17 protein-coding genes are annotated in these 22071 nt (G+C 66.6%); 8 read left to right on the top strand and 9 right to left on the bottom strand.

Translation table 11 applies throughout. From position 1 onward, the window contains the following. Positions 1 to 10: 10 nt before the first annotated feature. Genes ACYQ26_RS08375 through ACYQ26_RS08360 form a run of 4 tightly spaced genes read left to right on the top strand, consistent with a single transcriptional unit; the run spans position 11 to position 5395 of the window. Positions 11 to 1006 carry an ABC transporter permease gene (locus ACYQ26_RS08375; RefSeq protein ID WP_459808433.1) on the top strand — a complete coding sequence of 332 codons (996 nt, stop codon included), beginning with the start codon at positions 11 to 13 and terminating at the stop codon, positions 1004 to 1006. Further along, on the top strand, positions 1003 to 1923 hold the full coding sequence (locus tag ACYQ26_RS08370) for an ABC transporter permease (protein ID WP_459808431.1): 921 nt from the start codon (positions 1003 to 1005) through the stop codon (positions 1921 to 1923). Before ACYQ26_RS08375 ends, ACYQ26_RS08370 begins: the two co-directional genes overlap by 4 nt. Next, on the top strand, positions 1920 to 4043 hold the full coding sequence (locus tag ACYQ26_RS08365; protein ID WP_459808430.1) for a dipeptide ABC transporter ATP-binding protein: 2124 nt from the start codon (positions 1920 to 1922) through the stop codon (positions 4041 to 4043). Before ACYQ26_RS08370 ends, ACYQ26_RS08365 begins: the two co-directional genes overlap by 4 nt. Before the next feature lie 5 nt (positions 4044 to 4048). After that, positions 4049 to 5395 (top strand): hemolysin family protein, encoded by a 1347-nt coding sequence (locus tag ACYQ26_RS08360; RefSeq protein ID WP_459808429.1) that lies wholly within the window; start codon positions 4049 to 4051, stop codon positions 5393 to 5395. A gap of 343 nt (positions 5396 to 5738) precedes the next feature. Here ACYQ26_RS08360 and ACYQ26_RS08355 read toward each other — a convergent pair whose 3' ends face one another. The 4 genes from ACYQ26_RS08355 to ACYQ26_RS08340 all read right to left on the bottom strand — a co-directional run bounded on the left by ACYQ26_RS08355 (position 5739) and on the right by ACYQ26_RS08340 (position 9856). After that, positions 5739 to 7073: a sodium:calcium antiporter gene (locus ACYQ26_RS08355; protein ID WP_459808428.1), complete on the bottom strand. Its 1335-nt coding sequence runs from the start codon at positions 7071 to 7073 to the stop codon at positions 5739 to 5741. Between the two features lie 192 nt (positions 7074 to 7265). Continuing rightward, entirely contained in the window at positions 7266 to 8606 is a 1341-nt protein-coding gene (locus ACYQ26_RS08350) for an FAD-dependent oxidoreductase (protein WP_459808427.1), read from the bottom strand. Positions 8607 to 8937: 331 nt separating this feature from the next. Next, positions 8938 to 9375, bottom strand: a complete 438-nt coding sequence (locus ACYQ26_RS08345; RefSeq protein ID WP_459808426.1) for an NINE protein — start codon at positions 9373 to 9375, stop codon at positions 8938 to 8940. A gap of 46 nt (positions 9376 to 9421) precedes the next feature. Then, entirely contained in the window at positions 9422 to 9856 is a 435-nt protein-coding gene (locus ACYQ26_RS08340) for a DUF2085 domain-containing protein (RefSeq protein WP_459808425.1), read from the bottom strand. Positions 9857 to 9997: 141 nt separating this feature from the next. On the opposite strand from ACYQ26_RS08340, the gene ACYQ26_RS08335 reads away from it, so the two are divergent. Then, positions 9998 to 11035 (top strand): LEA/WHy family protein, encoded by a 1038-nt coding sequence (locus ACYQ26_RS08335; RefSeq protein WP_459808424.1) that lies wholly within the window; start codon positions 9998 to 10000, stop codon positions 11033 to 11035. Between the two features lie 169 nt (positions 11036 to 11204). On the opposite strand, the gene ACYQ26_RS08330 is transcribed toward ACYQ26_RS08335, so the two are convergent. Together ACYQ26_RS08330 and ACYQ26_RS08325 are read right to left on the bottom strand one after the other, a co-directional pair. Further along, positions 11205 to 14036: a glycoside hydrolase family 31 protein gene (locus tag ACYQ26_RS08330; protein WP_459808423.1), complete on the bottom strand. Its 2832-nt coding sequence runs from the start codon at positions 14034 to 14036 to the stop codon at positions 11205 to 11207. A 764-nt stretch (positions 14037 to 14800) separates the two neighbouring features. Next, entirely contained in the window at positions 14801 to 15043 is a 243-nt protein-coding gene (locus tag ACYQ26_RS08325) for a hypothetical protein (protein ID WP_459808422.1), read from the bottom strand. A gap of 322 nt (positions 15044 to 15365) precedes the next feature. Between ACYQ26_RS08325 and ACYQ26_RS08320 the strand changes: the two genes are divergently transcribed. Then, entirely contained in the window at positions 15366 to 16088 is a 723-nt protein-coding gene (locus ACYQ26_RS08320; RefSeq protein ID WP_459808421.1) for a glycosyltransferase, read from the top strand. 18 nt (positions 16089 to 16106) lie between these two features. Here ACYQ26_RS08320 and ACYQ26_RS08315 read toward each other — a convergent pair whose 3' ends face one another. Continuing rightward, positions 16107 to 18461, bottom strand: coding sequence for a sensor histidine kinase (locus ACYQ26_RS08315; protein WP_459808420.1), 2355 nt, complete (start codon positions 18459 to 18461; stop codon positions 16107 to 16109). 174 nt (positions 18462 to 18635) lie between these two features. On the opposite strand from ACYQ26_RS08315, the gene ACYQ26_RS08310 reads away from it, so the two are divergent. Then, positions 18636 to 19019: a pyridoxamine 5'-phosphate oxidase family protein gene (locus ACYQ26_RS08310; RefSeq protein WP_459808419.1), complete on the top strand. Its 384-nt coding sequence runs from the start codon at positions 18636 to 18638 to the stop codon at positions 19017 to 19019. Positions 19020 to 19076: 57 nt separating this feature from the next. Here ACYQ26_RS08310 and ACYQ26_RS08305 read toward each other — a convergent pair whose 3' ends face one another. Together ACYQ26_RS08305 and ACYQ26_RS08300 are read right to left on the bottom strand one after the other, a co-directional pair. Next, positions 19077 to 19691 (bottom strand): HAD family hydrolase, encoded by a 615-nt coding sequence (locus ACYQ26_RS08305; protein WP_459808418.1) that lies wholly within the window; start codon positions 19689 to 19691, stop codon positions 19077 to 19079. 81 nt (positions 19692 to 19772) lie between these two features. Further along, positions 19773 to 20906, bottom strand: a complete 1134-nt coding sequence (locus tag ACYQ26_RS08300) for an NAD(P)/FAD-dependent oxidoreductase (RefSeq protein ID WP_459808417.1) — start codon at positions 20904 to 20906, stop codon at positions 19773 to 19775. 158 nt (positions 20907 to 21064) lie between these two features. On the opposite strand from ACYQ26_RS08300, the gene ACYQ26_RS08295 reads away from it, so the two are divergent. Further along, on the top strand, positions 21065 to 21958 hold the full coding sequence (locus tag ACYQ26_RS08295; protein WP_459808416.1) for an MBL fold metallo-hydrolase: 894 nt from the start codon (positions 21065 to 21067) through the stop codon (positions 21956 to 21958). Positions 21959 to 22071 lie beyond the last annotated feature (113 nt).

The following is a 22071-nucleotide window of genomic DNA, read 5'->3' as shown; positions in this document are numbered from 1 at the left end:
AGGGTGACCGATGACGAAGTTCCAGCGGTTCCTGGCCAAGCGACTCGCGATCTCCGTCCTGCTGACGCTGATCGCGGTCTCGGTCATCTTCGTCGTGCTCCGGCTCCTCCCGGGAAGCCCCTTCGAGGCGCTCGTGACCTCGGGGAACCTCACTCAGGACCAGATCGACGAGATACGGGCGATGTACGGCCTCGATCAGCCGATCTGGGTGCAGTACGTCAACTACATCAGCAGCCTGCTGACGTTCCAGTTCGGCTATTCCATCCTCCGGAGTCAACCCGTCTGGGACGTGCTCGGGCCGCGGCTGTTCAACTCCCTGATCCTGCTCGTGCCGGCGCTGGTGACGACGGCGGTCCTGAGTTCGGCGCTGGGCATGTACGCCGGCTGGAACCGGGGGAGCCGCCTCGAGAAGTTCAGCATCGTCTCGACGACGATGCTGCGGTCGACGCCGGTGTTCATCACGGCGATCTTCTTCATCATCGTCTTCGCGTACAACCTGGAGCTGGTGCCCGCGCTGGGGATGCGATCGATCCGGGCGACGCCCGACGGCTACGTCGAGACGTTCGTCTCGCTGGACTTCCTGCACCACTACATGTTGCCCTTCGCGGTGGCCGTGCTCTACTACAGCGGCGACTTCCTGCTGCTGGCGCGCAACGGCGTCGTCGAGAAGCGCGGTTCGGAGTTCCTCAAACTCCACCGCGCGAAGGGGCTCTCGGAGACCCAGCAGTTGGTCCGGGCCGGCCGGAACTCGATGCTGCCGATCCTCACGTACTTCACGCTCCGCCTGGGGATGATCTTCCAGGGCCTGATCCTGCTCGAGGTGGTCTTCAGCTGGCCCGGCATCGGCCGCGAACTCGTGTTGGCCATCGAGCAGCAGGACTACCCGCTGGTGCAGGCGGCCGTCTTCATCATGGCGCTCGCGGTCATCGTCGCGAACCTCGCGGCAGACGTCCTCTACGCGTACTTCGATCCGACGGTGTCGGCGAGCGGAGGTGAGTCGGCATGAGCACCGAGACCGACTCCGGGACGGCGCTGTCCGACCGGGCCGGCGCGCTGTGGACGCTCGTCCGCGACCAGCTCGCGTTCCTGCGGCAGGATCGGCTGGCGTTCGGCGGGATGCTCGTCGTCGCCTCGTTCGTGTTCCTCGGAGTGTTCGGCCCGTACCTGGCGCCCCACGACCCGATCCAGCACACCGTCCGCGACGGGTCCGGCTCCGTCCTCCGGCTGGCGGCCCCGAGTGCGGACGCCGTCTTTGGCACGACGGCGTACGGCAAGGACGTACTGAGCCAGTTCCTCGCCGGCGCGCGCCCGACGCTGATCGTCGGACTGTTCGGCGGACTGGCGACGGGGGCGCTCGGCTTCACGGTCGGCGTCGTCAGCGGCTACTACGGCGGCTGGGTCGACGAGCTCCTAATGCGGCTGACCGACCTGACGTTCTCGCTGCCGTTCATGCCGATGGCGCTGCTGCTGCTGACCTTCATGACGCCGAACATCTGGCTGATCACCGCGATCATCGCCGCCTTCCTCTGGAAGATGCCGGCGCGGGTCGTCCGCTCGGAGGTACTGTCGGTCCGCGAGCGAACCTTCGTCAAGTCCGCCCGCGCCAGCGGCGCGAGCGACCTGCGGACGATGCTGTACCACGTCGCGCCCAACGTCCTGCCGATCGGATTCCTCTACACCGCCTACGGCGTCGCCTGGGCGATCGCGGCGCAGGCGAGCCTGGCCTTCCTCGGCTTCGGCGACCCGACGATGACCAGCTGGGGCCGGATGCTCCGCCAGGTGTTCGCGTCGGGCAACATGCGCGTCGCGTGGTGGTGGGTGGTCCCGCCCGCCGTCGGTATCGCCGCGATAACCACCTCGGTGTTCCTCATCGGCCGCGCCTACGAGGAAGTCATCAACCCCGAAATCCAGACCGAACAATGACGCTACTCGAAGTCAATGACCTCAAAGTCACGTACGAAACCGACGACGAACCGGTCCACGCCGTCAACGACGTCTCCTTCAGCATCGACGAGGGCGTCAACTACGGCCTCGCTGGCGAGTCCGGATCCGGGAAGTCCACCGTCGCGGAGGCACTGCTGGGACTGCTCCCGGGGAACGGGACCGTCGAACGCGGGACCATCGAGTTCAAGGGGACGGACCTCACCGCCCTCTCCGAGGCCGAACGCCGCGACGTCCTCTGGGAGGACATCGCCTACATCCCCCAGAGCGCGATGGACTCGCTCGATCCCGTGATGTCGACCGGCGACCAGATCGCGCAGGCGATCCACACCCACCGCAACGTCTCCGAGGCCAAGGCGCGCGACCGCGTCCGCGAGCTGTTCGAAATCGTCGGCCTCGATCCGGACCGGATCGACGACTACCCCCACGAGTTCTCCGGCGGGATGCGCCAGCGGGTCACCATCGCGATGGCGCTGGCCCTCGAGCCGGACCTCATCATCGCCGACGAGCCGACGACCGGGCTGGACGTCATCGTCCAGGACAAGATCATCGACAAGATCCTCGAGATTCAGGAGCGGATGGACAGCTCGCTGCTGCTTATCACCCACGAGATCGGCGTCATCGCCGAGACCTGCGACGAGCTGTCGATCCTCTACGGCGGGAAGGTGATGGAGCAGGGCAGCGTCGACAACGTGCTGGTCAACCCCACGAATCCGTACACGATGGGGCTGAAGAACTCCTTCCCCGAGATCGACGAAGACGAGGGGGATCCGGTCGCGATCCCGGGGTCGCCGCCGAACCTGAACCAGGAGCCGGCGGCCTGCGTCTTCCGGGACCGGTGTCCGTTCGCCACGGAGGAGTGCGGGGAGTCCCACCCGGAGCCGGTCGACCTCCCCAACCGCAACCACCGGTCGGCCTGCCACCGCGTCAAGGAGGCCGCCCAGCTGCGGCGGGACGCCGGCGACCCGGAGACGTGGGACATCCCCGACGACGGGAGCGCCGACTCCGACCGGGGCGAGGTCATCCTCGAGACCGACGCCCTCGAGAAGTACTACGAGCAGAGCCAGTCGCTGGTCGACAAGTTCCGCGGCGAGGAACCCGACGCCGTGAAGGCCGTCGACGGCGTCTCGCTGTCGGTCCGGCGCTCGGAGGTGCTCGGCGTCGCCGGCGAGAGCGGCTGCGGGAAGTCGACGCTCGGCGAGACGATGGCCCTGCTCGAGGAGCCGACCGGCGGCGACCTCGTGTTCGACGGGGAGCCCTACGAGTACTATCGGGACGGAAACCTCCAAGAGTTCCGCCGAAAGGTTCAGATCGTCTTCCAGGATCCGTTCGACTCGCTGAACCCGCGCCAGACGGTTCGGAAGCTCGTCGGCGAGCCGCTGACGATCCACGACTACCGCACCGACGAGCGCGAGCAAGCCATCGTCGAGACCCTCGAGAAGGTCGGGCTGACCCCCGCCGAGAAGTTCCTCGACAAGTACCCCCACGAACTCTCCGGCGGCCAGCGCCAGCGCGTGGCGGTCGCCAAGGCGCTGGTACTCGACCCGGACTTCCTAATCTGCGACGAGCCGGCGTCGATGCTGGACGTCTCGCTGAAGGTGAACCTGCTGAACCTGCTACGGGAGCTGGCCGACACCGAAGACATCGGGATCGTCTACATCTCCCACGACCTCGCGAGCCTGGTGCAGGTCTCGGATCGGCTGGCGATCATGTACCTCGGACGGATCATCGAGGAGGGCGACGTCGATCGGGTCGCGACCCAGCCCAAGCACCCCTACGCCGCGTCGCTGCTGTCGGCCGCGCCGGAGAAGGATCCGACCGTCGACCGGACGCGCGTCCTGCTCGAGGGCGAGCCGCCGGACCCGGTCGACCTGCCCTCGGGGTGTGCGTTCGCCCCGCGGTGTCCGAAGGCGCAGGCGGAGTGTCGGGAGGGCGAACCGGCGATCGACGAGGCGGGCGACGAGACCCACCGGGCGGCGTGTTACTTCCCGGAAGACGGGAGCGGGCCGACCGCCGCGAACGCGCCCACACCCGGTCCCGACGTCGACGCCGACGACGACGAGTTCCCCGCCTCGGCGAACACCGATTCGGTGGGTGACTGACGCCTATGCGGGTCGCGACGGTCGCGGCGGCGCTCGTCGGGATCGATCCGCCGAGGGGGCTCGTGACCGCCGTCGGCGTCGCGACGCTCGGCGCGCTGTTGCTCCTGTCGGGGTTTTTCTCCTCGTCGGAGACGGCGATGTTCTCGCTGGCACAGCACCGGATCGAGGCGCTCGTCGAGGACGGTGCGCCGGGTGCGGAGACCGTCCGTGAGCTGCAGTCCGATCCGCACCGGCTGCTGGTGACGATCCTCGTCGGGAACAACCTCGTCAACGTCGCGATGTCGTCGATCGCGACGGGGTTGCTCGGAATGTACCTCGCGCAAGGGCGAGCCGTCCTCGCGGCGACGTTCGGCGTGACGGCGGTCGTCCTGCTGTTCGGCGAGAGCGCGCCGAAGTCCTACGCCGTCGAGAACACGGAGTCGTGGGCCCTGACCGTCGCCCGACCGCTCCGGCTCTCGGCGTACGCGCTGTACCCGCTGGTGGTCACGTTCGACCGGCTAACGCGGCTCATCAACGGTGTCGTCGGCGGCACCGCCGTCGAATCCTCGTACGTGACCCGCGACGAACTCCGCGAACTCATCCGGACCGGCGAGAGCGAGGGGGTCATCGACCGCGACGAGCGCGAGATGCTCCAGCGGGTGTTCCGGTTCGGCGACACCATCGCGAAGGAAGTGATGACTCCGCGGCTGGACGTCACCGCCGTCCCACGGTCGGCGACCGTCGACGAGGCCGTCGCGAAGTGCCTCGAGAGCGGCCACGCCCGACTGCCGGTGTACGAGGGCGACCTGGACACCGTCGTCGGCGTCGTCGAACTCGGCGACCTCGTTCGCGGCGCCCGTGACCGTGACGGCGACCCGAGCGGCGATTCGCTCGAGGCCTACCTCGAGGAGACGCTGCAGGTTCCGGAGAGCAAACAGGTCGACGACCTGTTCCGGGAGCTTCGGCGGCGCCGCGTCGAGCAGGCGATCGTCGTCGACGAGTTCGGGACGACGGAAGGGATCGTCACGACCGAAGACATCGTCGAGACGGTCGTCGGCGAGATCCTCGACGCGCAGGAGGACGACCCGATCGAGATCCTCGACGAGGGGACGGCGCGGGTCGACGGCGAGGTGACTATCGAAGCCGTCAACGACGCGATCGGCGTTGACCTTCCGGAGGGCGAGGAGTTCGAAACGATCGCCGGCTTCGTGTTCAACCGCGCCGGCCGGCTGGTCGACGCCGGCGAGACGTTCGCCTACGACGGCGTCGCGTTGACCGTCGAAGCCGTCGACGACGCGCGCATCACTCGCGTCCGCGTGACCAAATCGATTGAATCACCGCCCGCCGAGGCTGGAATCGCCGCGTCGGACTGAGCGACCGGCTGTGGATGCCGTCGCGTGCGAAGCGTCGGTCCTGCCCTCCCGAGACGTCGCGCCGCTCGAGCTACACGAACAGCAGGAGCACGGCGTCCCCCGCTGCGCCCGCGGCCCGAGACGCCGCCGGCGGCGGAGAGCTACCGGCTACGGGGGATTCGGCCGCCGACGCCCAGCCGACCGGCGAAGAAGTGGGTCAGCGCCAGGGCGACCGCGGTCGTGGGACGGAGCGTCGAATCGGGGAGCAGCGTCAGCTGCCCGGTATCGGGCCGGCGAGTAGTCCGAGCGAAACTGAAAGCATCTGACGGTGCTCCGTCGGTCGGAAGTCGTTGCTCGTCGGTCGTCAATCGTCCGTACTCTGCGGTTTGGCTCCGCCGATCGACATCGCGTCGCCGACCGTTCCTGCAGTTCGCCGGAGGAGTCGGACGAACGCGTGACGCCGCCGGACGAACAGCACCAGCCCGAGGACGACGTAGATCACGCTGTAGGCGAGCAAAACGTCGGTGCTCGTGAATGGGAACGCCACAAACTCACGGATGATCGCGAACTCGAGGAACACCTGCGAGAGGAACAGCCCGAGCAGCGCCAGGGCCTCTTTCACGGAGATCTCGAAGCGGATCAGCAGGGAGATGGCGAAGAACGACTGGGCTGCGGTCAGCCAGATCTCGGCCGACTGCTTGAAGTCGAACTCGAGGACGCCGTACTGGCCCAGCGCGATCGAGTGAACGACGACGAGCGTCCCGATCAGCAGCGTCCACTGGTTGAGCTTCGAGGAGATCAGGGCGTTGAAGCCCGCCGTCGAGCGCGCCTTGTTCACGAGGTAGACGACGACGATGAGTTCCGGCGCCTCAGAGGCCAGCGGCGCGATCCACTGAATCATGAAGAAGGAGGGAATGCCGACGCTCTCGCCGAGTTCCTCGAGGCCGTGGGCGAACGGCTCGACGGCCGTGAAGATCATCGCGCCGGAGAAGGCAAAGAGGACGAGGACGGTGGCGATTCGGCCCGGTTTCGAGAACTGCTGGAGGTAGGCCGGCACGCCGACGTGGTCCGTGTCGGGTTCGACCTCACCCCGCAGGATGACCGCGATGTAGCAGACGTAGAGCCCGACCAGAACCGCCATGTCGAGGATGTCGATTCCGCCGTTCAGCGGGACGAGAAACGCCCACAGCGTTGCCAACAGTAGGAAAACGATCTCGAGGCCGATCTCGCGGTCGAGCGTCACGACGTCCGAGAGGATCCCGGGTCGATCCTCGACTGCCGGATCGGCAGACGCGCCCGACCGGAAGATCGTAAAGAGGGCGACGCCGGCCCAGCCGATGCCGATGAGGATGCGGTTCGCGCCGGTCATGTTGGCGACGGCGAGGTTGCCGGCCTCGACCCCGCGTTCGGTGCCCGCGAACACGCCCGCGTTCCAGGCGTAGAGGGCGTCGACGGCGTACTCGGGGGCGACCGCGAGGACGGCGAGCACGGCGATCGCGAACGCTTGTGGAACGTCCTTTTCGGCAGTCTCGGCGGCCCACGCGAGCAGGAAGGCGGAACCGAGGACGGCCAGCCCGGTGACGGCCACCGTCCCGAGCGTCTCGAGGTGGGGAAGGATGCCGGTATCCCCCAGGACGGCGATCCAGGGAAGCGTCAGTGCGATCGCGGCGGCGAGGGCGCCGAGGGGTCGTCGTCTCATGGGTGTGGGGTGATCTGGCGCGTCGTCTCAGAGCAGACCCGAAACGTGACCCGATCGGACGACGATACGATTCCCGTACCGATGGCGGTCGGGCCTGCGACTGCCGGTTACCGGGCGGCGCAGCCGCTCGAGTCGTGGAACCGGACCGAAAGGGACGGACAGACGGACGACTCGACCGCGGAGTCGGAGGTCTCAGTTCGCGCGCGGGAAGTTGTCGATCGTCTCCGAGCGGAACGCGTCCTCGTCGAACTCGTAGTCGTCGCCGAGGAACTCGAGGATCTGGCGGGTGTCACGCATGGCGTTTTTCAGGCAGGTCGAGGCGCCCGGCGAGGGCGTGATGTTGAAGATGATGTCGTCGCCGACGATCTTCGCCTCGCCCATGTCCAGGGACTTCTTCTTCGTGTCGACGATCTGCGGGCGGACGCCGCCGTAGCCCTTCGCGCGCTCGATGTCCTCGAGTTCGACGCTGGGGACGACCTTCTGGACGTGCGGGAGGAACTGCCGCGGGCCGACCTCGGGGAGGTCGTAGACGAGGTTCCGGAGCACGTACGGCAGCAGGACGCGGTCGGCGAGGATGTTCGCGTAACTGAGGAACGCCGCCGCGTTCAGCCCGAACACGTCGAGGAAGTCGCCGACCGTCGAGATCCGGCCGCGCTCGAGGGTCGGGACGAGCTTCGCGGTCGGACCGAATCGGGTGATCGACTGGTCGTGGACGTCCGCGTCGCCGTGGACCGCCGCGAAGGGCAGTTTCTTCATCTGGAGCGTGTAGACCTTCCCGTTCAGGAGGTCGTCAGCCAGGAAGAAGCTCCCGGCGACCGGCAGCAGGACCTTGTCCTGGCCGTAGCCCAGTTCCTTCGCGAACTGGAGGCTGTGCGAGCCGGCCGCGACGACGGTCGCGTCGCAGTCGAACCGCCCGTTCGTCGTCTCGATCGTGTAGCCGTCCAGCGTCGGCGTGATGTCTTTGACCGCGGTGCCGGTGTAGACGTCGACGTTCGACTCCTCGCGGGCCTCGTCGACGAACGACTTGGTCGTCATTCCGTAGTCGACGACGTAGCCGTCCGGCGTCTGCAGGGCGAGCATCTCCTTGTCGGGGTCGCGACCCTCGACGACCTTCGGCTCGTACTCGGCGATCTCCTCGCGGCCGATCGCCTGCAGTTTCGGGAACAGGTCGCCGAAGCCCTCCTCCTCGTGGCGTCGCTCGAGCTTGGCGACTTCCTCCTTGCCGACCCCGAGCACCATCTTGCTGCGCTTGTCGTGCATCTCGCGGTCGGGGTCGTAGTTCTCGAGGTAGCCCGCGAGCAGTTCGGCGCCCTCCTTGACTTCCTCGGCCTTCTCGAGCGTGTAGTTGGTCTCGATGTCGCCGAAGTGAAGCGTCTGGGAGTTGTTCGTGTGGTGGGAGTTGATCGCCGCGATCTCCGGCTCCTTCTCGATCAGCGCGATCGAGTCGATCGTGGAGAACTTCGCGGTCGTGTACAGGAGAGATGCGCCGCTGATGCCGCCGCCGACGATTACGAGGTCATATTTGCCAGACATGATTGGTTGCGTAGTGTATCCGTTTCGACCAGTGCACTCCGTACGGATAACTCATATTTTTTCGCGCTGCGCATCGATGATTGACGAAATCGGGTATCGACGATACGAACGTGGGGTTTCGAACGCGGATCGGCGACCGACCGTCGGGAATCGCGGCCGTCAGTCCGCGTGCGGTGTCTCACGGCCGAAATTGGACTATCGAGTTCGGCTCCACCGTCGCCGTCCGGCACCGATTACGCGGCGTCGAGGCTCGCCGCTCGGAGCGAGTTTTTATATCCCCGCTGGCGAAAGTTCGCGCAGGCGGTTCCGATAGCCAACTTTCTCGGACGGATTAGCGGCCGAACAGGCTGCCGTCGGCGTACTTCTTCTCGTACTCGTCGTCGTCGGCTATCAGCATGAGAATTCCTTCGACCAGACCGAGGAGTGCAGGAATGCCGGTCCAGAAGAAACAGAGGTAGAGTACGCCGAGCGTCACGTTCCCCTGGTAGAACTTGTGCGCTCCGAGGCCGCCGACCAGCAACGCCAGAATCCCCGCCGCGACCTTGTCCGAGTTCGCCGAGCCGCCGTCGACCGACGGCTGTCGAACACCGCAGTCCGGGCAGAGTTCTGCCTGCTTGTTGATCAGGGTGCCGCAGTCCACGCAGTACTTCTCGTTCTCGGATCGCTCCTCGTAACTCCCCTCGAGCGAGATCGTCTGATTGACGCCGCAGTGGGTACAGACCTCCGCGTCGGCGGTGATCTGTTCGCCGCAGTTACTACAGTGTTTCATATCGGTGTCGGAATACCTCACACAGTTATCCTAAATATCTGCCCGTTTACGGAGCGCGAGCGAGCAATGCGCCAGCCAGCGCCGCGTAGCCGACGCCGATTGCGAGCACGACCGGTCGTCCCTCGAGTAGCAGGAGCGCCAGACCGAGCCCGTAGCCGCAGCCGAGCAGCGCCCCGGTCGCGGTCCGGACGGGATTGTACCCTCGAGCGGGACGGAACGTGGTGAGGGCCCAGTCGCAGAGCGCCGGCAGCGGCAGCACGGCGACGAGCGCCAGCGGGACGTCGTTCAGGAGGAACAGTGCGGTCAGGACGCCCACCGCGATACCGGGATAGACGCCCAGACAGCGCGCGCAAATGTGGACTCGCCGACCGCCGATGCGGGGCGAATAACAGCGGTGGTACTCCGACGGGTGGTGGTGCGAGAGGAGGTATCGCCTTGTTTCGGCCACTCCCGCTCGGAGTTCCGCACGATCGACCTTCACGGGACGTGACTCACGGAGAGCCGGTATGAATCTGCTGGATATCTGCGTCGCCGACGGGACCTGATCGCCGTCCGTCCCGACTTCAACGGCTTGAATCAGTAACGCGACGGTGGAACTGCGACGGCGTGGAAACGACGGTAAATGGTGCGGCGGAGAACGTGGATCGTGACGTTCGTGGTGATCGTCCTGATCGTCGCGACCGTGGCCTACGGCGCCGTCGCGGTGGATCGGCCGCAGGTCGAATCGGTCGACAACGACTGGGGTGCCGTCACGGAGAATCGGACCGAGGTCGAGTCGGAAGTGGCCATCGACAACCCGCTGTTGCTCCGCCTCGGCGACGCTGCGGCGGATCTCTCCTATACGGTGTCGCTGAACGACATCGAGGTCGCGGACGAACGGAAACGGCGCGTCAGCCTCGAGGGCAACGAAGACACGATCGTCGTCTCGACGTGGATCGACAACGACGACATCCCGAGGTGGTGGGCCTCCCACATCGAAAACGACGAGACGACGACGGTCCGGGTCGATCCCAGCGTCGTCGTCGACTACGGCGGCGTCCGAATCCCGGCCGAGGGACTGACGCGTACCCGAACCGTGCAGACGGACCTGCTCGAACCCCTGGAGATGAACGAAACCCAGCGGTTCCGGGGGTTCAATCAGACGGTGTTTGTCGTCAACGAAACCGACGCGCGGTGGGGGAACGCCACCGTCGAACGGACGCCGATTGAGGCGTCGGCGACGGTGACAAACTCCCTGTCGCTCCCGGTGCCGATCACGCAGATCGCGTACACGGTGCGGATGAACGGGATCGTCGTCGGGGAGGGCGTCGCCGCCCAACAGACCGTGCTGGCGCCCGATAGCACGCGGACGATCGCCGCCAACGCGACGATCGACAACTCCAAACTCGACGAGTGGTGGGTGACCCACCGCCGGAACGGCGGCGCCTCGAACCTGACGGTCGATTTCAACGCGACGGTCGAGTACGCCGGCGTCGAGCGGACCCTCCCGCTCGATTTCATCTCCTATCAGCGGACGTTCCGGACGGACCTGTTCGGCTCGGCGAACGAGAGCGGGACCGACGCCGCGGTCGGCGAAGACGGCGGCCGAGGTGAGGACGATAGGGCGGCCGTCTCCGAGCCGCAGTTCGTCGGCGACGTCGCTACGACGAGGCGCTCTTGAGACGACCGGCGCCTCGAGCGCCGACGGCACCGGCCGTCATGGTCACCCGGTCGCTACGGTCGTCTCGCGCGCCTCGCACGCCTCGAGATGCGAAAGTGCCGCCGACTGGGCGCCGCTCGCGATGGATCACGCGGTGCCCGAACAGAGGGTCAGCACGCCGAACGTCCGATCACACGCCCCCGTTCCCGGCGTTTCCGCGGTGTCCGTTGCCGTTGAAGAACAGTTTCACCGCCTTGTCTTCGTCTGCGGGGACATGCACAAGAACGGCATCCTTCGATTCGCTGTAGGTAAACGTCTCGGGTTCGGCTTTGACGGTCGCCGCGTCGTCGACGGCCTCGTACTTCGTCGACGCCGCCTGGACCTTCCGCGGCGCTTCCGACCGATCCAGTTGCAGCACGTACGACGACAACTGCGAGTCCTCGTAGTTCCGGGCGACCGACTCGTGTTCGAACGTGACGACGCCACCGGGCGTCGCCGAGACGGTAAAGTCGGTCACGTTGTACTCGCCGTCCTCGTAGGCGCGACTCTCGCCGTCGTCCTCGTAGAACGAGTACGTCGCTTCGTCGTCCACGTACGCGTCGAGGACCAGCGTCGTCAGCGGCTGCTCGCCGGTGTACTGCTGGACTTCCCGCATCGGGAGGATGGAGTCCGTCCGAACGAAGATCGGCAGGTGATCGAGCGGCGCGTCGACCGTGAGGGTCTGTCCGCCGTCGTACGACTCGCCGGACCAGTAGTCGACCCACTGCTCGCCGTCGGGGAGATAGACCTCGCGAGCGGTGGCGCCCGCCTCGAGGACTGGTGCGATCAACAGGTCGTCGCCGAACATGAACTGATCGTCGACGTCGCGGGCACGTTCGTCCTCCTGGAAGTGAAACACCAGCGGCTGCTGGACGGGTTTGCCCGTTTCGCTGGCCTCGCGGAACTCGTTGTAGAGGTAGGGAAGCAACCGGTAGCGCAGCCGGAGGTACCGCTTGCTGATTTCCTCGATGTCCTCGCCGAACGTCCACGGGTGTTGATTCCGCGGCTCCCCGTCGCCGACCTTGGTGTGGCTGTCCGCGTGATTCCGACAGTAGGGGACGAACGCGCCCAGTTCGATCCACCGGGCGAACAGTTCGGGACTGGGCCGGCCGACGAACCCCCCGATGTCGTGGCCGACGAAGGGCAGTCCCGACAGCCCCAGATTCAGCTGCATTGGGATCGACTTGCGCAGGTGAGCCCACGAACTCACGTTGTCGCCGGTCCACAGCGCCGCGTAGCGCTGTCCGCCCGCGTACAGGTTGCGATTCAACAGGAACGGCCGCTCGTCGGGCTTGTAGCGGTCGTAGGCTTCGTGGGCGGCCCTGGCCATGTCGAAGCCGTACATGTTGTGATACTCCTCGTGGAGCATCGTCTCCTCGCCGGTCCCGTGGACGTTGTCGACCGGCATCGTCCAGTCGTACTTCTCGTTCTCCTGGAACACCGCGGGCTCGGCCATGTCGTTTTTGATCCCGTCGATCCCGGCCTCGAACAGCACGTCGTGTTGGTCGGCCCACCACGAACGGACCTCTGATCGAGCGAAATCGGGCCAGACGGTCTCGTCCGGCCAGACTCGCCCAACGAAGGTCTCGCCGTCGGCGTTTTTCACCCAGTAGTCGTTTTCCGTCCCCTCGATGTAGACGTCGTACCGAGTGTGATCGTCCGGGATATCGGTCGTGAGGGAAACACCGTCCTCCTGCGTGCCAGTATCGGGCGACTCCGCGTAGGGCGAGTCGGCGGCTGAATCGTCGCCGTCGGATTTGTCGCTGTCGGCCCCATCGTCAGTCGTATCGCCTTCGGACTCATCACCGTACGAACTCCCGTCCCCGGACGAGTCGTCAGGCGAGTCATCGGCCGTCGGATCGTACGATTCCACCGCGGCGACGCCGGGGTCGTTGACGGCGACCGTTCTGATCCCCGGTACCGACTCGACGCGCCGGAGCGCCTCGCGGTACTCGTCGTCCCAGGTGAAGACGCGATACTCGTTCATGTAGTCGATGTCGAAGTGCATCGCGTCCAGCGGAATCCCCTTCTCGCGGTAGGTTTCAGCGGTCTCGACGATCTCCTCCGGGGTGTACTCCCACTTGCTCTGGTGGAGCCCGAGCCCCCACTTCGGCGGCAGTTCCATCGTCCCGGTCAGCTCCGTGTACCGCTCGAGTACCCCCTCGATCTCGGGGCCGTAGGCGAAGTAGTAGGTTAGCTGGCCGCCGTCGGCGAAGAAGGAGTAATAGTCGTCGGACTCGGTCGCCATCTCGAACACGGAATGGTAGGGATCGTCGAAGAAGATTCCGTAGGCGCCGACGTCTTTCACGCCGACGAAGAACGGAATGGACGTGTAGACGTAGTCGTTGTCCGCACCGTAGGCATACTGGTCCGTGTTCCAGTGCTCGAGCTTCTCGCCTCGTTTGTTGAGTTCGTTGCCGGGCTGTTCGCCGAACCCGTAGAAGGCCTCGTCCGCATCGGTTTTCTTGTACGCGTACGGTTTGCCGTCCTCGTAGCCCGACGATCCCTTCTCGAGGTAGTCCTCGTTGACGACGGTCCCCTCGTCGTCGAGGAACCTGACGCCGAAGCGACCGTTGTTGATCTCGACCGTGATCGTCTCGGTCTCGAGCGCGATGCGTTCGTCGGTTTCGTCAACGGTGAACTCGGGCGCATTCCACTCGGTTCGTCCCTTCGCAATCCCGCGGGACTCGTACTCCTCCCCGCCGGATTCGACAATCGAGACGCGAGCCAGGTCGTCGGCGAACAGCCGGACATAGCCATCGTACTCGCCGAGGTCGACCCTCACGCCGTCCTCGAGGACGTCGTAGCCCCGAACGGACAGGTCCTGTAGGTTGTCCTCGTCGAGGTCCGGTTCGTAGTGGATCTTCGAGTCGTAGTGATCGGCGCGAGCTGACGACGATGCGAGCGCGCTCCCAGCCAACAGCGCGGCCGACGTTTGCAGCACCGTTCGCCGAGTCGCAAATCGTGATATCTTCCTAGACATCACTATATAAATTTACTACAGTTTGTATTAAGATTTTTCTAGGTTCAAATTCATAGTATATTTTACGTACAATTTCGTCAGTCATATCGAGATGTGGCTGCTCGCTCGAGCGCTCGATCTCTGGTCCGGTATCGAAGCCGACGAGAGAAGAACGCGATCTGACCGCCGACGCTCGGTTCAATGGTCCCTCGACGAACCGACGGCAGGCGAGCCGACAGCGGGCGAACCGACAACGGAAAACGACCGCCACCGCAACCGACACGCACGACCGCAGGTTCCGTCGTCGGTCTCGTCGGTTCGGTCCAGTCCATGGGTATCGGTGCGCTGCTCTCGTACGGCGTGGCGTTGCTCGTCTGTCTCTACGGGCTCGCCGGCATCTCTTCCGGGTACTGGCTTGGTGGGGACAGCACGATCTATTCCACTGTCTGCCTCACTCCGCACTTCCGGCGATGGATCGGCTCGAGTGTGGGATCGCCACTCACATTCGTCGTCCTCTTTGCGATCGGCCGCTCATCGCCGACGGCGTGGCTCTTCTAGCGTTAGAACGGTTCTCAAAGCCAGTTGGGACATCGGCTCAGAGGATCAGTGTCGGCCCTGGGACGCGTGTAAAGCAGTGGCCTCGGCACTCATAGGGCTCGTCGTCGCCGGGTGCCGAGTCCGGCTCGGAGCGGGTGCATCGTCATCGGCCACGCGAGGCTACGGGACTCGAGTCCAAGACAATTTGGATTAGTGTGGCGTGATTCGGTTCGGATCGCAGACCTAAGTTACGAGCCGCCGGAGGCGAACGCGGCGTTCCACTCGTCGATGAGGTTCTCGAGGCGATCGGTGTTCCGGCGGGAAAACATCGCCGGCGCACGGTCGGTGCCGGACGGCCGATTCGCCGAGGGGTCGCTCGCGGGCGTTGCGCTCGAGGACGGGCGAGTCGATCGCTCAGTCGCGGGTGCGGGGGTCGATTCGGCGTCGGTTCGGGTCTGAGTCTGGGGTCGGGTGTGAGTTCGTGTCGTCATGTCGGTCGTGGTCTGAGTCGAGTGTTGGTGTACGGGTGGACGGATCGTCGGTGGGCGATGCAGACGTGGCTCGGCGTTTCGGGGCTGCTGCGCGTACGTGTACGACCGACATCTGTACCGAACGCTACTGGCTCGTCCATCATAAAAGTTCATGTTCTATAATCCACGATCGTGTCACGTCACCGAACCACATTCGTGCGCAACTGCTGTGGTCGAATGCCGACCGGCAAACTGCACGCAAGCGGTCCTCGAGCGTACGCCGAGCGAACACGGCGACCGAAGCCCGCACCACTAAGCCCGCACGCATCGAGTCTCGAGTGACATGGCGAGCGAACTCCGCGAAGCCGACGACGCGACGACGCCGAGCGACGACGAGCCCGTGGACGTGAGCTTCGTCGTCCCCGCGCGCAACGAGGCCGACTACCTGCGCGGGACGCTCGCCAGCCTCGCCGGCCTCGATACCGCCTACGAGTACGAGGTGCTAGTCGTCGACGGCGACTCGAGCGACGCGACGCCCGCCATCGCCCGCGAGTACGGCGCGACGGTGCTCGAGGGGCCGGGGACGAGCATCGCCGCCGGTCGAAACTACGGCGCCCGGCGCGCCAGCGGCGACTGGCTCGCATTCATCGACGCCGACACGCGGGTACGGGCGGACTACCTGACCGGACTGCTCGGGTACGCGGCAGCTACCGGCCTCGCAGCGGCGAGTTCGCGCTGTCGGATCACCGGTCCCCGACGCGCGAAGCTCATGGAGGCGACGATCAACTACGTCTTCCCGCGCCTCGAGCGGCCGATCCTGCCGGGGTTCAACCTCCTTGTCCGCCGTCGTGCGTTCGAGGACGCGGGTGGCTTCCCCGACGTTCCCAACGAGGATACGGCGTTTAGCCGGCGGCTCGCGCGGACGCACCCGACCGGCTACTATCCCGAACCGCTGGTCGAAACGTCGGGCCGTCGGATCGACCGGCGCGGCCTCACGGGGACGCTGACGTACTACCTCCGGCTGGATCTCGAGCGGATTCGAGCGAGTTGGGGTCGGTACGGATAGGGCGGCCGCTCGGCCGCCTTACGCCGACTCCGAGCGGCGGGATTCGGACACGTCCGTCAGTTCGAACCGGGCACCGCCGGCCTGTCCCGCGGTCGCCTCGACCGCCCAGCCGTGGGCTTGCGCGATGCGGTTGACGATGCTCAGTCCGAACCCGGTTCCGTCCGTCGCGGTCGTGTAGCCGGTCTCGAACACCTGGTCTCGCTCGTCGGGAGGTATCCCTTCGCCCGTGTCCTCGACGTAGAAGCCGTCCTCAAGTGCGCCGACGGTGACGGTGAGGGCGGCACCGGCGTCGGTATCGCCGTCGCTATCGGCGTCCGCTTCTCGCGGTGCCTCCCCCGGCGATCCGTGCTCGAGCGCGTTCCGAAACAGGTTCTCGAAGAGTTGCTGGAGCCGGTCGGCGTCGGCTCGAACCCGACGGTCCGCCGGCACCGACACCTCGAGCGCGGCGCCGTCCGTCTCGACCATCGCCCACGATTTCGTCGCGACCTCGGCGACGGAGACGGGGTCCGGATCGCTGACGGTCGCCCCCTGTTCGGCGAGCGCGAGCAGGTCCTCGATCAGCCGCTCCATGCGGTCCAGCGCCCGCTCGCACTCCTCGAGTTGCGACTCGTCACCCTCGAGCGCGAGGTCGAGCGTCCCCTGCGCGACGTTCAGCGGATTTCGGAGGTCGTGGCTGACGACGCTGGCGAACTCCTGGAGGCGGGCGTTCTGTTGCTCGAGGGCGGCCCGCGAGCGCTCGCGTTCGGTTTCGTAGCTAACCCACTTGGCCATCAGTTTGACCAGCGTCCGTTCGGTTTCGGAGAAGCCGTCGCCCTCGCGCGGGTCGCTCGAGGCGAAACAGAGCGTCCCCCAGATCTCGCCGTCGACAGCCACTTTTGCGCCGATGTAACTACCGAGTTCGAACGTCTCGTAGGCCGGATCGCCGATCCACCCCTCGTCGGGCGCGTCCGCGACGGTGACCAGCGCATCCGCCTCGATCGTTTTCCGGCAGTACGCCTGCGAGAGCGGACAGGAGTCGCCGGGCTGTAGCTGCGAATGGGAACCGCGGGACTGAACGACCGTCTGGGTCTCCTCGTCCGCGTCGATCCGGGTCAGGAACGCGTACGGTAACTCGAGGTACTCCCGGCCGAGCGCGAGCAGATCGTCGACCTTCGACTCGCGCGAAGCGTCTTGACGTGTCGAAATGTCGTACAGCGACTCCAGCGCCGTCACGCTGGCCTCGAGGTTCCGTTCCGCCCGCACCTGATCGGTGACGTCGGTCAGAAAGAGCGAGACGCCGTCGTCGGCCGGATAGGCGCGCACCTCGAACCAACAGCCCGGCGACGGGAAGAAGTCGGTGACCGTCGTCGCGGACTGGGTCTCGAACGCCTCCTCGAGTTGCCGCGCCGCGTCGGTTTCCGCGAAGTCCGGCACCGCCGCGTGGAGGCGCTCGCCCAGCAGGTCCTCCCGGGGACGCTCGAGCAGTTCGACCGCGCGATCGTTGACGTAGGTGAACGTCCAGTCCTCGTCGAGCGAGACGAAGGCGTCGGCGATCCGATCGAGGATAGTCTCGCGCTCGCGCTCGAGCGCCCGCCGGTCGGTGAGATCCCGGAGGACGGCCGTAAACAGCCGGTCGCCGTCGACGACGGCTTCGCCGAAGGAGATGCCGAGCGGGACGTCGTGCCCGTCGGCGTGGCGCCCGGGCAGTTCGATCCAGTCCCACTCGAGTTGCCGGTCGCCGGTCCGTCGATATCGGGCGAAGGCCTCGCGGTGATCCGCCCGGTAGTCGGCCGGGATCAGCGTCGTCAACGGCTCGCCGATCACGTCCGCAGGGTCGTAGCCGAGCAGGGGTTCGACGGCGTCGCTCGCGTACTGGACGATCCCGTCCGCAGTCGCAGTGACGACTCCGAACGACGCGTTCTCCGTAAACGCCCGAAACTGGGCCGCGGTCGCCTCGAGTTCCCGGCGCTCGGCCGCCCGCGATACCGCTCGCTCGACCCGGATCGCGAGTCGGTCGCCGCCGTCCTCGGTGACGCTCGCCGCCGGCAGACAGGCGGTCGCGCCGGCCTCGAGCGCCGCGCTCGCGAGCGGTTCGTCGCGACCGTCGGTAAGGACGACGACCGGCAGTCGTGGGGTCGCCGTCCGGATCCGCTCGAGGAGCGCGGGGACGTCGCGCCCGGGAGCGGCGCCGATCACGAGACAGTCGATCGTCCCCGTCCCGGCGCGGTCGACCGCTCGCTCCGCGTCGGGGATCGACGCGACCGTCACCCGATCGATGCGATCCCGGAGGGCTCGGCGAACAACCTCGGTCGTCGGCGGGTTCGTCTCCACGTATCCGACCGCAATCGGTCGGTCGGCCGGCTCCGGCGTCGTCGCGGCGGGCGCGTCAGTCATGGCGAAGTCGGTGAATACGGGGACGTCGGCCGTTCGGCTAATAAACCGTCCGGCTACAGGTAACCGATCCGACATTCGATCGACGTGCCGACGCGCCGGTCGGTTCGGCGACGGCCCAGCGAACGTCGATAGGGACGGCGCTTTTTGGCGTCGCCGTCGGCACTGTCACTGTCGATGACGGTCCCATCCCAAGCGGAACGGCTCCTCGAGAGCGAGCCGCTGATGGCTCACCTCGGAACGTGCGCGGACGGCCGACCGCACGTCGCGCCGGTCTGGTACCGCTACGACGACGGCGTCGTCGAGCTCGTGACGACGGGGCGGAAGCTGGCGAACATCCGCGAGAACCCGCGCGTCTCCCTGTCGGTTCAGAAGGACGACGCGGGGAAGACCGAGTGGATGGTGACGCTGCTCGGCACGGCGACGATCGTCGAGGACGAGGGCGAGACGACCGACGCCCGCCGCCGGATCAACGCGAAGTACGACGCGGACCCCGAGGCCTACGCCGACAACACGCTCGTCCGGATCGAGGTGGGCTCGACAACGTACCGGACCTACTGAGCGACCGAGCGACTCAGTGACCGGGCAACTCGGCGACTGGGTGACTGATCTACTGCTCTACCGATCGGCCTCGACGCCGACGGCCGCCGCCGGCAGGTCGCCGAAGCCACCCCCGTCGTACCGGTGCGGCGTCCAGCCGGCCTGGACCGCGCCGTCGATGTCGTCGTCGCTATCACCGACCATCGCGTACCGATCCGCCGGCAGCCGCTCCTCGAGCACGCGGTACGGCTCCGTCGCCGGCTTGTGGGCGCCGACCTCGTAGGAGGCGACGACGGCGTCGAAGTACTCCGCGAGGTCGGCTGCCCGGAGCTTCGCGAGTTGCCAGTCGCGGACGCCGTTGGTGAGCACGCCGAGGGCGACGTCCTCGGCGGCGGCCAGCCGCTCGAGGTCGTCATGGGCGCCGTCCGGCGGCGACAGCGCCTCGATCTCGGCCTCGAGCAGCGCCGTCGCGTACGGTTCGGGATCCGAACAGCCGTCGATCCGATCGAAGGCTCGTTCCACCGGCTCCGGCTCGAACGCGAAGAAAGACTCGAAGAACGCCTCCTCGTACGCGTCGAGCCACGCCGCGGGCGCGTCGCCGCGGACGGTCTCGATCGCGTCGGCCACGAGCTCCCGATAGGGCCGGTCGGAGCGGAGCAACGTTCCGTCGACGTCGAAGACGATCGCCGTCATGCCGTCGTCTTCTAACGCCAGCAATAAAAACAATACCTTGACACAACAGGGCGAACCGGGGAGTCGAGACCGGACGCGGCGTCACTCACGACCCGGGGACGGCCCCCGGAGCCCCGGATGCGTCTCGAGGTCGCGAACGCGGCGCATCTGGGCCCGCAGTTGCGCCGAGCAGCCGGGCACCTCGAGATCGAGGTCCTCAGCGGCTGTCCCGTCACCGTCCACGTCGGCGCCCCGCGCCTCGAGTTCGTCGACGGACTTCGGAAACGGCCGCAGATCCTTGTGGACGGCCAGTCCGGCGTAGGCACCGTCGCCGATGGCGATGGTGGTCTGGTTCTGGCCGTGGGTGACGTCGCCGACGGCGTAGGCGCCGTCGACGCTGGTCTCCCGGCGCTCGTCGACGTCGATCGCGCCGTCGTCGCCCAATTCACAGCCCAGGTCAGCGGCGAGGTCGGCGTTGTAGGAGGAGCCGTACATCGCGAAGCCGCCGAGGTAGTCCCGCTCGGTGCCGTCACCGAACGAGAGGCCGCCGAGCCACGGCGGTTCGTCCTCGGCGATGGTCTCGTCCTCGTAGGCCGAAACGACGGCCGTCTCGATTCGCTCGACCGGATGGGCGCGGAGTTGCGCGTCCGTCTCCTCGCCCCACTCGGGTTCGCGACCGTCCAGCAGGAGGTCGACGTCCGCGGTGAAGTTCAGCATCGTCATCGCGACGTGGGCCGCGCTCTCGGTGTGTCCCAGGACGAAGACGGGGCCGTCCCCCAGCGAGTACGCGTCGCAATGCAGACAGTAGTGGAGTCCGCGCCCCGTGAACCGCTCGAGTTCTGGGACGTCCGGACTGCGGTCGCGGAAGCCGGTCGCGAAGACGACCCGCTCGGCGTCGACGGTGGCGTGGGCGGCCTCGAGGCGGAATCGGGGTCCGTCGCCTCCGTCGCCGTCCTCGCCGCCGTCCGGCCGCGTCACGGACTCGACCGCGTCGGGATAGAAGTCGCCGCCGTAGTGCTCGAACTGGTCGACGGCGTGGGTCGCCAGTTGCTCGCCGGAGACGTTCTCGGAGACGCCAAGCAGGTTGTGGACGTGGGAGACCGCCGCGTGCCGGCCGCCCTCCTTCTCGAAGACGGCAGTACGGTGGCCGAGCCTGATCGCGTACAGCGCGGTCGTCAGGCCGGCGGGACCGCCTCCCACAACGGCGACCTCGTACTCGGGTGGGTCCGTCGTCATAGCTCGAGTTCGAGTCCCAGCGGGTTGAGTCCGAAGCGTGCATATGCGGCCACGGTCTCGAGTGCCAGTCGGGCGCTACGCCGCCTCGTGTCACCTTCGCTTGTAGTCTCGCGGAGTCCGGGTAGGGCTTGAAACGGGTCCGCGGTGGAGACGCATCCATGAGTCAGCTCCAGTCCGTCGACCTCGAGTTACCCGTCGCCGAAGGCGAAGACGAAGACGAGGCCGCCGACCTCGAGAGCGGATCGATCTTCTTCGTCGGCACCGCGACGATCGTCCTCGAGTACGCCGGGTTCACGATCCTCACCGACCCCAACTTCCTCCACGGCGGGGACCACGTCCACCTCGGCTACGGGATCAAGTCCCGCCGCCGGACCGATCCCGCAATCGACATCGACGAACTGCCGCCGATCGACTTCGTCCTCCTGTCGCACTACCACGGCGACCACTTCGACCGCGTCGCGGAGGCGGAACTCGACAAGGACCTGCCGATCGTGACGACCCCCCACGCCGCCGAAGAACTCGAGGCGAAGGGATTTCACCAAACCTACCCGCTTGAGACCTGGGAGGAGTGTCGGATTCGGAAGGGGGAGGTCAGGCTGTCGATCACCGCGATGCCCGGCCGCCACGGCCCGCCGGTCGTCGCGAAGGGGCTGCCGCCGGTGATGGGCAGCATGCTCGAGTTCCGCCCGGATGACGCCGACCCGGACGAGCCGCCGCTATTGCGACTCTACGTCTCGGGCGATACGCTCGTCTACGACGCCTTAGCGGAGATTCCGGAGCGGTATCCGGAGGTCGACCTCGCCTTGCTCCACCTCGGCGGAACCCGCATCCTCGGCGTCCTGCTGACGATGGACGCCCAGCAGGGCGTCGAGGCCGTCGATCTGATCGACGCCGACACCGCGATTCCGATCCACTACAACGACTACGAGGTGTTCCGCTCGCCGCTGTCGAACTTCAAGGCCGCCGTCCAGAAGGCCGGGCTCGAGGACCGGGTCGAGTACCTCGAGCACGGCGAGACGTTCGAGTTCGAGTCGCGGGGCCGGGACGAGTGACCGGCTCGACTCGCCTTTAATTACTCAGCGCGGCTCGAGTCACCGATCCGATATCGACGATGGCCGTGCGGTGGCGCGCGCTGTGTCGCGGTGAGCGGCGGCGAACCGCGACG

The sequence above is a fragment of the Halopiger thermotolerans genome (genome assembly GCF_054654555.1).
Note: the sequence above shows the minus strand (reverse complement) of the source record. Positions and strands in the feature narration are given on the sequence as shown.